The following is an 11,339-nucleotide window of genomic DNA, read 5'->3' as shown; positions in this document are numbered from 1 at the left end:
GCAAGACGCTCGGCTGGGATACCCCAGCCGAGCGTCTACGTGATCTACTCACCACCTAAAACCCAGTGGTGTTGCGACGACCCCTAGAACCCAAGCACCACCGGGGCCCTGGCGCGTGTGCGGGCACGTCCTCGACCCCGGCTTCGGGTCCACCCGGCTGCCACGCGGCCCGCCGTTACCCACTTTCGGGTGACGACGCCGGCCCGGCCGGGGTGGCGCTCCATGGCGACGGGTGCCGGGAGGCCAACGGCGCCAAGGAGGCGTACGCCCGACACTCCGTCAACAAGGCGCATCAACAACGTGAATGGGACTTACACCCGAGAGTCACGGAAACATGCGCAATGGGTAACACGAGCCGCGTATCGCCGGTGTCCGCCGGTGCGCGCGGCCACAGTGTGGGGGCGCGGCCAACCCGGCCGCCACCAGCACACAGTGCGCTGCGCGGGCGGCTGGAATCCGCCGGCGGAGCGCGCTCGCACCGAGCAGGGAGAGCCCGTGTCCGTTTCTGTCTCTGTGACCGCCCGTCGCCTGACCGCAGCCGCCGCCGCGGCCGGAGCACTGATCGGGATGGCGGCACTGCCGGCGTCCGCGGCCGACCACACCCCGCGCTCGCACCGCGAGAGCGTCGTCATCAGCAGCGTGCACGTCGACGGCCAGGGCCGTGACCACCGCTCCAGCCGCTCCTTGAACAGGGAGTGGGTGGAGATCACCAACAACAGCCGCCGGGACGTCAACCTGAACGGGTGGATGCTGTCCGACAGGCACGGCCACACCTACACCTTCCACCACTACCGCCTCGGCGGCCGCGCCACGGTCCGCGTCCACACCGGCTACGGCCGCGACACCCGCACCGACCTCTACCAGGACCGCCGCGCCTCCGTCTGGGACAAGCACTCCGACACCGCCACCCTGCGCGACGACGACCACCGCACCGTCGACACGATCTCCTGGGGCGGCACCCGCCACGGCGGTCGCCACTGACCCCGGACCGACCCGGAGCAAGCCCCCTCCGCGCGGCAGGCCCGCGCGGAGGGGGCCGGGCGGGCCCCGCCCGCCGCCCGGCCCGATCCGACCCCGTCCCCGACGGCCCCGGTGACGGCTCCGGCACAGCGACGAGCCCCCTGCTCGCGGAGAACCCGCGGGCCGGGGGCTCGTCGTGCCGTACAGCGCCCGCTGTCGGGGCGGTCAGCCCTTGGACCTAAGCTGCGCCGATGTGGAAGGAAGCCGCTGTCGACGCCTTGCCCGAGGTCGAGTTCCACGCGCCCGTTGATGCGACCGCTCTGGCCGAGGCGGAGCGGCGCCTCGGCCGAGGATTGCCGGCGCAGCTGACTGCCCTGCTGATGGAGACCAACGGGATGGTCGGCGAGTACGGGACTGACGTCGTATGGCCTCTGGATCGGATCGTGGAGCAGAACCTGCTGTTCTGGTCCCCCGATACGTTCCCCGGCCTGTACATGCCCTTCGATCCGCTGCTGTTCTTCGGCGACAACGGCGGGGGCGACCGGTTCGCCTTCGTGCTGACGCCTGAGCGTCCGGACATCTTCGTCTGGGACCACGAGGATGACAGTCGGCTGTGGGCGGCACGCGAGCTGGAGGACTACCTGCACCGATCCCTAGCGGGCGATGACGACTGGTACCGGTAGCCACCCTCCATGCCCCTGGCCCGGAAGCGTGCGTACGCGGATGGCCGCTGAGCTGGGGGCCCGCTCACCAGCGACTACGCGCCTTCGTCTCCGCAGTTCCCCGTGAGTCCCCGTCGAAGCCCGCACTGTGGGGCACGGGTGGGGCACGCTATCCCCGAGGGCTGGGGACCTGCTTCCAGCCGTCGATCGACTTGGTCATGAACAGGACTCGATGGACCTCGCGGGTCCACACAGTGGCGCCTTCCCCGTACTCGTGGAGTTCCCCGAACGCTTCTTCCTCCGAGTCGTAGCTGTACTTCCGGCCCTTCGCGTCCTTGATCATCCACTCTCTGTCAGGCAGCCCTGCGAGTCCCATGGCCACGATGATCTCCCTCCCCATAGGTGTGGGCGAGATCGTAGCCGCCGAGGCCCCACGGTGGACGTCGGCAATGCCGTCCAGCCAGGAGCGGACCCGGAAAGCCTTAGCCGCAGTGTTCGCGTACAAGTTCTCTCGGCAAGAGTCCCGCAACAGACTTCCGCCACAGATGCAGAAGTAATAGTGGAGCGCGTAGCGATAAGCCTGGACGATGGAGCCGAATAGCAACGGCTAAATAGCTTCACCGATAGATGGCGGATTAGATCGACGCAGTGGCGAACGGACTTCAGGCTCCCGGAAGTGGGTACACCGGGCCCTCGGGCCCTTCGCCGGGACCTGGGGGCCGCAACACGCAGGCAGGGCCGCTGATAAGGCATCAAGGTCCGTCTGCCGGGCTATGCTTGACCGCCACGCGGTCAAGCATAGCCCGGCAGACGGACCTTCTCTCGACGCACTGGGCACGCTGGCGCCAGCGTCGTTGAATACCTCGCGACCGACATCCGCCACCACGTGTAAGAAGCTTCGACCGAGAACCTCACCCGCCACGGGCGGGGAATTCACTGGTCCACACCGCCCTCAAACGGCAATTTGCGCCGCGGCGGTTTTCCTCAATAAGGTGCGCTTGCATTTCGGGGCCGCTCCCGGCCAGGGGAGCGGCCCATCCCATCGATGCGTTTCGGTAGAGCGCCCAACGGGAGGAACCATGCTCGCACGTCCGCTTCTCGCCATCACCATCGCCCCGAACCCGGCGTCGCTGCCGCTGCTCGGCGGTTCCGTGGCCTCGCTCCCCCTCTGGTCGCACGTCCCGCAGACCGCCGCCTGGGCCGTGGGCTTCCTGGTCGCCTTCCGGGTGCGCGTCCGGCTGATGCGCCGCACCACTGAGGTCTGACGGGCCAGAGACGGCCCGGGCGCAGCAACAGGACCCCTGCCCGCGAGAGAGTCGCGGGCAGGGGTCCTGGGGAATGGAGGCTACTTCTTCTTGCCCTGGTTCTTGACCGCTTCGATGGCGGCGGCGGCCGCTTCCGGGTCGAGGTAGGTGCCACCGGGGTTGACCGGGCGGAAGTCGGCGTCGAGCTCGTAGGAGAGCGGGATGCCGGTGGGGATGTTGAGGCCGGCGATGTCGGCGTCGGAGATCTGGTCGAGGTGCTTGACCAGGGCGCGGAGGCTGTTGCCGTGGGCGGCGATCAGGACCGTGCGGCCGGTCAGCAGGTCCGGGACGATGGCGTCGAACCAGTAGGGGAGCATGCGGGCGACGACGTCCTTGAGGCACTCCGTCCGCGGGCGCAGCTCCGGCGGGAGGTTCGCGTAGCGCGCGTCGGAGAACTGGGAGTACTCGGCGTCGCGGTCCAGCGGCGGCGGCGGGGTGTCGTACGAGCGGCGCCAGAGCATGAACTGCTCCTCGCCGAACTCCTCCAGCGTCTGGGCCTTGTCCTTGCCCTGGAGGGCGCCGTAGTGGCGCTCGTTGAGGCGCCAGGACCGGTGGACCGGGATCCAGTGGCGGTCGGCGGCCTCCAGTGCCAGCTGGGCCGTGCGGATCGCGCGCTTCTGGACGGAGGTGTGGACCACGTCGGGCAGCAGGCCGGCGTCCTTCAGCAGCTCACCGCCGCGGACCGCCTCCTTCTCGCCCTTCTCGTTGAGGTTGACGTCCACCCAGCCGGTGAACAGGTTCTTCGCGTTCCACTCGCTCTCGCCGTGGCGGAGGAGGATCAGCTTGTACGGTGCGTCGGCCATGTCTCTGAGCCTAATCCACGCATTCGGCGCCTCGCCCCGTGTGCCCGGCAGGCGGACGGGCGGGGCAGCGGCGGACGGGCGGGCGGCTGGGACGCCGGGGGCGCGGTCCCGTCGGCGGCGGACGGGACGGGGGAGGCTCGGCCGGTTCGTGAGCACTCAACCGGTTGAGTGTCTTCGGTTCGGCGACGCACCCCCGGGCACCCCCGACAGTTGACGGCTTCTGTTAATTGACTGGCTCTCCCACGAGCGGCACTCGTAAGTTGTGCACATCGCCGCAGCCACTTACATCCGGGGGGCCGTCCATGTCCGTCACCACTTTCAGACGCGCCGCCCGCGAGACCGTCTCCGGGCTCCCGCGCGAGTTCTGGTGGCTGTGGACCAGCACCCTCGTCAACCGGCTCGGCGCCTTCGTCGCCACCTTCATGGCGCTGTACCTGACCCTCGACCGCGGGTACTCCGCCTCCTACGCCGGTCTCGTCGCCTCGCTGCACGGGCTGGGCGGGGTGGTCTCCTCCCTCGGCGGGGGCGTGATGGCCGACCGGCTCGGGCGGCGGCCCACCCTGGTCGTGGCCCAGACCGCCACGGCCGCCTGTGTCGCACTGCTCGGGTTCGTGCGGGATCCCGTCTCGATCGCCGCCGTCGCCTTCCTGGTCGGCATGGCCTCCAACGCCTCGCGGCCCGCCGTGCAGGCGATGATGGCCGACATCGTGCGGCCCGAGGACCGCGTGCGCGCGTTCTCCCTCAACTACTGGGCGATCAACCTCGGTTTCGCCGTCTCCTCCATGGCCGCCGGTTTCATCGCCGAGGTCAGCTATCGCGCCGGCTTCCTGATCGAGGCCGGGATGACCGCGGCCTGCGCGGTCGTGGTCTTCCTCAAGGTGCCCGAGTCCCAGCCGGACAAGGCGCGCGAGGGCGCCCCGGGGGGCGGGGCCATCCCGCGGATCGGGCTGACCACCGTGCTGCGCGACCAGCGGTTCATGGCCGTCGTCGGACTGTCCTTCCTCGTCGCCCTCGTCTTCCAACAGGGGGCGGTCGGTCTGCCGGTCGCCATGGGGCGGGCCGGGTTCACGCCCGCCGACTACGGCATGGCCCTCGCCGTCAACGGTGTGCTGATCGTCGCCCTGCAGATCCCCGTCACCCGGTTCATCGAGCACCGGGATCCCAAGCGGCTGCTCGTCGTCTCCTCGCTCCTGGCCGGGTACGGCTTCGGGCTCACCGCCTTCGCCGGATCGGTCGGCGTCTTCGCCCTCACCGTGTGCGTCTGGACCCTCGGCGAGATGGTGAACGCCCCGATCCAGACCGGGCTGGTGGTCCGGCTCTCCCCCACCCACGGACGCGGCCGCTACCAGGGCGTCTACACCCTGTCCTGGTCCCTCGCCGCCCTCGTCGCCCCGTTGATGTCCGGGGCCGTCATCGACCGCCTCGGCGCCGGATGGCTGTGGGGGACCTGCGCGGTCGTCGGCACCGTCGCCGCCGTCGGCTACGGGATGCTGATGCGGAGCCTGCCCGCGCAGGGTCCGGCCGCCGCGGCCCGCCCGGCCAGGGACGAGGCCGGGGCCGAAGACGCGGCCGGAGCGGGCGCCGGGGTCGGCGCGGCCTGACCCCGGGAGCCGCCCGGCGGGCCGGCCCTCACGGGTGCATCCGCGCCCCCTTCAGCACCTTGTCCACCGCGTTCCGCGGGCCGTACACCGCCAGCCCCACCAGATCCAGTCCGGCGGTCCCCACGGCCCGCACCGCTGCCCGGTTGTCCCGGTCGTTCCCGGTGGTGAAGAGGTCGGAGGTGAAGACGGCGCGCGGCAGGGACCTCGACAGGGCCCGTCCGTGCGCCGCCGTCAGCGTCTCCTTGGTGCCCTCGAAGACAAGCACCGGCTGGCGGAACATCGGCAGGTACGGCACCTCGTCGGCGTCCTCGTAGGGCTCCCCGACGACCTCGGGGACCACCGTCCCGAGGCCGCTGACCAGGAAGGCGGTGACGTTCAGGCGCTGCCAGGACTCCAGGTCGGCACGCAGCAGTACGGCGATCTTCGTGTCGAAGCGCAGGGGCTGTTCACTCATGCCGACAGGCTCCCGGACGCCGTGCGGCACCGTCTTGTACGTTCTTTGCGTGGCCGTACAGCAGCAGGCACCCCAGGGGAACGTCGCCGCCTGGCGCCCGCGCGTCCCGGGTGTCGTGGAGGTATTCCACGCCCACTTCACCGGGTACGCCTATCCCATGCACGTGCACGAGGCGTGGACGCTGCTGATCGTGGACGACGGGGCCGTACGCTACGACCTGGACCGGCACCGGCACGGCACCCCGCGCGACACGGTGACCCTGCTGCCGCCGCACGTGGCGCACAACGGCTCCCCGGCCACCGAGCACGGCTTCCGCAAACGCGTGCTGTACCTCGACGCCACCCGTCTCGGCGAGGACCTGATCGGGGCGGCCGTGGACGGGCCCGGCCTGCGCGATCCGGTGCTGCGGCGGCGGGTCGGGCAGCTGCACACCGCGCTCGCCCTGCCCGGTGACGAGCTGGAGGCGGAGAGCCGGCTGACGTTCGTCGGCGAGCGGCTGCGCGCCCATCTGCGGCCCCGGCTCGCGCCCGCGGTCCCGCGGCGCGACCCCGGCGTCGCCCGACGGCTGCGCGAACTCCTGGACGAGCGGGTCGCACGGGGGCTCACCCTCGACGAGGCCGCCGCCGCGGTCCACGCCCATCCGGCCCACCTGGTACGGGCGTTCAGCGCCGCCTACGGCATCGCCCCGCACCAGTACCTGATGTCACGCCGCGTCGACCGCGCCCGCCGGCTGCTCCTGGCCGGTGTGCGGCCGGCCGAGGTGGCCACGGCGACCGGCTTCTACGACCAGGCCCATCTCACCCGGCACTTCAGGAAGCTGGTGGGGGTGACTCCGGGCCGGTTCCGCGACGCCTGAGGCCACGGGTGCGCGGTCGTCCGACGGTCCCCCGCCGGGCGGTAGCCGGTCAGTCCTCCGTGCGCCGGGTCAGGTGCGCGAACGCCTCCAGGTTCCGCGTCGACTCGCCGCGCGACACGCGCCAGGCGTACTCGCGGCGGATCGCGGTGGCGAAGCCCAGCTCCAGCAGGGTGTTGAAGCTGCCGTCGGCCGCCTCCAGCACCTGACCGAGGAGCCGGTCGACCTCGTCGGCGGTCACCGCGGACAGGGGAAGCCGGCCGGTGACGTAGACGTCGCCGTGCCGGTCGACGGCGTAACCGACGCCGTACAGCTTGAGGTTGCGCTCCAGGAGCCAGCGGTGGACGCCCTGCTCGTTCTCGTCGGGATGGCGGATGACGAAGGCGTTCAGGGAGAGCGAGTGGCGGCCGACGATCATCTGGAGGGTGGTCGACAGCTTGCGGGTGCCGGGGAGCTTGACCACGTAGGTGCCGGACTCGGGGCTCTCCCACTCCACTTCGGCATCCTTCAGGACGGCCTCGACGACCTCTGCCGCGCGCTGCTGCTCCGCCTCACCCATGGTGGGAGCGTACGCGACGGCGGTGCGACTGCAGAGCGGCCGTGTACGCGTCCGCGGTGGCCGCCGCCGAGGCGTCCCAGCCGAAGGACTGCGCGTGCCGGGCGGCCGCGGCGCCCATCCGGGCGGCGAGGCCGGGATCGTCGGCGAAGTCGCTCAGCACCCGCGCGTAGGCGGCCGGGTCGTGCCCCTGCACCAGGAAACCGGTCTCGCCGTGCCGTACCGCCACCGGCAGGCCGCCGACCGCCGCGGCGAGCACCGGGGTGCCGGCCGCCTGCGCCTCTATGGCGACCAGGCCGAAGGACTCGCTGTAGGAGGGCATGACCAGCACGGACGCGGCCCGGAACCAGTCGGCGAGCTGTTCCTGCCCGACGGGCGGGCGGAACCGCACGACATCGGCGATGCCGAGCCGGGCCGCCAGTTTCTGCAGGCCCTCGGGTTTGGCGAGGCCGCTGCCGCTGGGGCCGCCGACTATCGGGACGACGATGCGGGAGCGCAGGTCGGGACGCTCGTCGAGCAGGGCTCCCACGGCCCTGAGCAGCACGTCGGGCGCCTTGAGCGGCTGGATGCGGCCGGCGAACAGGGGGATCAGGGCGGTCTCGGGCAGGCCGAGGCGGGCGCGGGCGGCGGCGCGGCCGTCGGCGGGCCGGAAGCGGTCGAGGTTCACCCCCGGGTGCACGACGGCGACCTTGCCGGGGTCGGCGGCGTAGTGCCGTACCAGCTCCTCGGCCTCCTCGTCGGTGTTGGCGATCAGCCGGTCGGCGGCGGCGACGATCTGGGTCTCGCCGATGACGCGGGCGGCGGGCTCGGGCGTGTCGCCGTCGGCCAGACTGGCGTTCTTGACCTTGGCCATGGTGTGCATGGCGTGCACCAGGGGGACGCCCCAGCGCTGGGCGGCGAGCCAGCCGACGTGGCCGGAGAGCCAGTAGTGGGAGTGGACGAGGTCGTAGTAGCCGGGGCGGTGACCGGCCCAGGCCTGCATGACGCCGTGGGTGAAGGCGCACAGCTGGGCCGGCAGTTCCTCCTTGGCCAGGCCCTCGTAGGGGCCGGCGTCGACGTGCCGGACGAGGACGCCGGGGGCGAGTTCCACGGCGGGCGGCAGGCCGCCGGCGGTGGCCCGGGTGAAGATCTCCACCTCGACGCCCTGCGCGGCGAGCCGCTGGGCCAGTTCCACGATGTAGACGTTCATGCCGCCGGCGTCGCCCGTGCCGGGCTGGTGCAGCGGTGAGGTGTGCACGGAGAGCATGGCGACGCGCCGGGGGCGGCGGTGCAGCCGCAGTCGCGCGGGGGCCGCCGCGGAGCGACGCCCGAGCCGGCCGACGTACTGGCTCACGTGGCGTTCCTCCTTGCTGCGGACGAGCCGGACGGAAGGCGCGGTGCGCCCCCGAAGCAGCAACACCGGGTTCGTCGGCTCCATTTCCACTGCCGGATCCTTTGCCGAATCATTACCGTAAGTCGCTCAACCGTTCGACAGCGACGCGCCTTCCCGGCCGGCCGGCGCGCGTCGCCGGGGCGCCGGGAAGGCGGTGCGCGTCCCGCACCGGGTTCCCCCATACCCTCGTATCCATGGCATCCCGCGCAGCGCCCCTCCCCCACTCCCGGCTTCTCCCGAGCGGGGGGATGCCCGTCGTGGGCACGGTGACGCGCGGGACGACCAACCCCAACCGGCTCCGCCGCATGGACCGCTGGATAGCGGCCGTGCACGGCGCCGAGCTGCGCCGTGCCACCGATCCGGTGGCCGTCGACCTCGGTTACGGCGCCGCCCCCTGGACGGCGGTCGAGCTGCTGCACCGGCTGCGCACCGTCGCGCCCCGCGCCCGCGTGGTCGGCGTCGAGATCGAGCCGGCCCGGGTCGTGGCGGCGCGGCCGTACGAACGCGACGGGCTCGTCTTCCGGCACGGCGGCTTCGAGGTCCCCGTCCCGCAGCGACCGCGCCTCATCCGCGCGGCGAACGTGCTGCGGCAGTACGACGAGGGCGCGGTCGCCGCCGTCTGGGAGCGGCTGTGCGCGCGGCTCGCCCCGGCGGACGGGCACTCGCGCGGGGGCCTGCTCGTGGAGGGCACCTGCGACGAGATCGGCCGTCGGCACGTCTGGGTCGCGCTCGGGCCGGAAGGCCCTCGCACGGTCACCTTCGCCACCCGCCTCGGGTCCCTGCGCCAGCCCTCGGACCTCGCCGAACGCCTGCCCAAGGCGCTCATCCACCGCAATGTCCCCGGCGAGCCGGTGCACGCCTTCCTGCGCGACTTCGACCGCGCCTGGGCAGCCGCCGCGCCCTACGCCTCCTACGGCGCCCGGCAGCGCTGGATCCGCGCGGTGCGCGACCTGGCGGTCGACTGGCCGGTGGCGGACGGGCCGGTCCGGTGGCGGCAGGGCGAAGTGACGGTGTCCTGGCGGGCGTTGGCACCGCGCGGCTGACCGGGGCACGCCGTCCCGAAGCTCCGCCGGCCGCCCCTGCGGCGCACCCCTCGGCCGGCCGGTCCCCGGTGCCGTCCGACCGCCGTTCACAGCTCGTCCGACCTGCGGGGAACGATGCTCGTGAGTCGTTCGTCACACAAGCGGCGGACCGTCCCGGGTGTGGCCCGAGCGGGGCAAGTGCGGACACGGAAGGGGACGGCCTCTGTCGTTTTGGGCGGCGGCATGGCACGATCCCCCAGACACCCGTAAGTTACTGACGGTAAATCAGGTGGGGGGCTGGGGTATGGGACGTGGCAGGCGCAGTGTGCTCGCGGCGGCCGTGACCGTGGTCTGCGCGGTCACCCTGCTGGGGGCATCGGGCACGGCGTTCGCGAGCGCGCAGCGGCCGGACCCGAATCCGACGCCCACCGTCGCCCCCTCCGCCTCCCCCTCCGTCACGGCCCCGCCGGACAAGGACCTGGAGGCCGTCCGCGCCAGGCTGGACGGGCTGTACCACGACGCCGCCGTCGCCACGGACGCCTACAACGCCGCCGGGGAGCGGGCCGAGAAGCAGTCCGCCGAGATCGCCGACCTGGAGCAGAAGATCGCCGCCGGTCAGGCGCGGCTGGACGCCCTGAAGGACCGGGCCGGCGCGGCGGCCCGCGCCCAGTACCGCACGGGCGGACTGCCGCCCCAGGCCCAGTTCCTGCTCAGCGCCGACCCGCAGGGGTTCCTCGACGGGGCCGGCCGGGTGCTGGCGGGACAGCGGGCGACCAGCGACCTGATCACGGAGACCACCCGCACCCAGCAGGATTTGCGGCAGTACGCCGACGACGCCGCCGACCGCCTGCGGCAGCTGGAGGCCAACCGCAAGGCCAAGGCCGCCGCGCAGAAGCGGATCAAGGAGCGGATCAAGGAGGCGGAGAAGCTCCAGGCCACGCTGGAGGCGCGGCAGCGGGAGCGGCTGGCGGAGCTGGAGAGGCAGGCAGCCGAGCGCGCGCAGACCGCCTGGCTGGGCTCCGGGGTCCTCAAGGACGTCCGCGGCAAGGCGTCCGAGGCGGACGAGAAGGCGGTGGAGTTCGCCACGGCACAGATCGGCAAGCCGTACGAGTGGGGCGCCGAGGGCCCGAAGACCTTCGACTGCTCCGGGCTGACCTCGCAGGCCTGGGCGGCGGCCGGCCGGCCCATCCCGCGCACGTCGCAGGAGCAGTGGAAGCAGCTCGAGCACGTGGCCGTCAAGGACATGCGCCCCGGCGACCTGATCATCTACTTCGACGACGCCAGCCATGTCGCCCTGTACGTCGGCGACGGCACGATCGTCCACGCCCCGCGCCCCGGACGGACGGTGACCCTCGCGGGGGCGGGCGAGATGCCGATCCTGGGCGTCGTACGGCCGGACGCCGGCTGAAACCGGGCCCACGCGCCTTTCGGACCGGGCACGGGCTGTACCCCGGCCCACGCGCCTCCCGGGCCGGACGCTGGCTGAACCCGGCCCACGGGCCTCCCGGGCCGGACGCGGCCGGGTCGGACGCGGCCGGGTCGGATCCGTGCCGAGCAGCCCCGCGGTCAGCGGCCGGACCGTGCCGCGAGCGGCGGTCACACCTTGGCGAGGACGGTGAACCAGCCGCCTCGCGACCGGCCTCCGGGGCACGTCCCCGGCGGCGTCCGGTCCCGGTGACCCGGACCATGTGACCCATCGCACCCCGGGTCCGCGGCAAACCACGGGCGGGCGTGACCTTCGTCATTCGGTCA

At 72.4% G+C, this 11,339-nt stretch carries 12 protein-coding genes; 7 read left to right on the top strand and 5 right to left on the bottom strand.

All coding sequences use genetic code 11. The features are described from left to right. Positions 1-495: 495 nt before the first annotated feature. Positions 496-981: a lamin tail domain-containing protein gene (locus ACF061_RS36320; RefSeq protein WP_392271280.1), complete on the top strand. Its 486-nt coding sequence runs from the start codon at positions 496-498 to the stop codon at positions 979-981. Positions 982-1,211: 230 nt separating this feature from the next. Next, positions 1,212-1,643 carry an SMI1/KNR4 family protein gene (locus ACF061_RS36315; protein ID WP_392271279.1) on the top strand — a complete coding sequence of 144 codons (432 nt, stop codon included), beginning with the start codon at positions 1,212-1,214 and terminating at the stop codon, positions 1,641-1,643. Positions 1,644-1,791: 148 nt separating this feature from the next. Here ACF061_RS36315 and ACF061_RS36310 read toward each other — a convergent pair whose 3' ends face one another. Then, a complete protein-coding gene (locus ACF061_RS36310) occupies positions 1,792-1,965 on the bottom strand; it encodes a hypothetical protein (protein WP_392271278.1) in 174 nt (57 codons plus the stop codon). A gap of 736 nt (positions 1,966-2,701) precedes the next feature. Between ACF061_RS36310 and ACF061_RS36305 the strand changes: the two genes are divergently transcribed. Next, positions 2,702-2,887, top strand: a complete 186-nt coding sequence (locus ACF061_RS36305) for a hypothetical protein (protein ID WP_392271277.1) — start codon at positions 2,702-2,704, stop codon at positions 2,885-2,887. Positions 2,888-2,967: 80 nt separating this feature from the next. On the opposite strand, the gene ACF061_RS36300 is transcribed toward ACF061_RS36305, so the two are convergent. Next, positions 2,968-3,729 (bottom strand): phosphoglyceromutase, encoded by a 762-nt coding sequence (locus ACF061_RS36300; protein WP_392271276.1) that lies wholly within the window; start codon positions 3,727-3,729, stop codon positions 2,968-2,970. 302 nt (positions 3,730-4,031) lie between these two features. Between ACF061_RS36300 and ACF061_RS36295 the strand changes: the two genes are divergently transcribed. Further along, positions 4,032-5,330 carry an MDR family MFS transporter gene (locus ACF061_RS36295; RefSeq protein ID WP_392271275.1) on the top strand — a complete coding sequence of 433 codons (1,299 nt, stop codon included), beginning with the start codon at positions 4,032-4,034 and terminating at the stop codon, positions 5,328-5,330. Between the two features lie 28 nt (positions 5,331-5,358). Here the strand turns inward: ACF061_RS36295 and ACF061_RS36290 are convergent, their stop codons facing one another. Further along, positions 5,359-5,784: a DUF2000 family protein gene (locus ACF061_RS36290; protein ID WP_392271274.1), complete on the bottom strand. Its 426-nt coding sequence runs from the start codon at positions 5,782-5,784 to the stop codon at positions 5,359-5,361. Between ACF061_RS36290 and ACF061_RS36285 the strand changes: the two genes are divergently transcribed. Then, positions 5,783-6,640 carry an AraC family transcriptional regulator gene (locus ACF061_RS36285; protein WP_392271273.1) on the top strand — a complete coding sequence of 286 codons (858 nt, stop codon included), beginning with the start codon at positions 5,783-5,785 and terminating at the stop codon, positions 6,638-6,640. The two genes, ACF061_RS36290 and ACF061_RS36285, sit on opposite strands and share 2 nt — an antisense overlap. A gap of 49 nt (positions 6,641-6,689) precedes the next feature. Here ACF061_RS36285 and ACF061_RS36280 read toward each other — a convergent pair whose 3' ends face one another. Both ACF061_RS36280 and mshA read right to left on the bottom strand, forming a co-directional pair. Next, positions 6,690-7,196 (bottom strand): YbjN domain-containing protein, encoded by a 507-nt coding sequence (locus tag ACF061_RS36280; RefSeq protein ID WP_392271272.1) that lies wholly within the window; start codon positions 7,194-7,196, stop codon positions 6,690-6,692. After that, positions 7,189-8,526, bottom strand: a complete 1,338-nt coding sequence (mshA, locus tag ACF061_RS36275) for a D-inositol-3-phosphate glycosyltransferase (RefSeq protein ID WP_392271271.1) — start codon at positions 8,524-8,526, stop codon at positions 7,189-7,191. Before mshA ends, ACF061_RS36280 begins: the two co-directional genes overlap by 8 nt. Before the next feature lie 287 nt (positions 8,527-8,813). Here mshA and ACF061_RS36270 point away from each other — a divergent pair, with 287 nt between their 5' ends. Then, on the top strand, positions 8,814-9,608 hold the full coding sequence (locus tag ACF061_RS36270) for a class I SAM-dependent methyltransferase (RefSeq protein ID WP_392271284.1): 795 nt from the start codon (positions 8,814-8,816) through the stop codon (positions 9,606-9,608). A 283-nt stretch (positions 9,609-9,891) separates the two neighbouring features. Then, positions 9,892-10,995, top strand: a complete 1,104-nt coding sequence (locus tag ACF061_RS36265) for an NlpC/P60 family protein (RefSeq protein WP_392271270.1) — start codon at positions 9,892-9,894, stop codon at positions 10,993-10,995. Positions 10,996-11,339 lie beyond the last annotated feature (344 nt).

Source organism: Streptomyces sp. NPDC015220 (assembly GCF_043079345.1).
Lineage (GTDB): Bacteria > Actinomycetota > Actinomycetes > Streptomycetales > Streptomycetaceae > Streptomyces.
The sequence above is the reverse complement of the archived record's forward strand: the minus strand, read 5'-3'. Positions and strand labels throughout refer to the sequence as shown.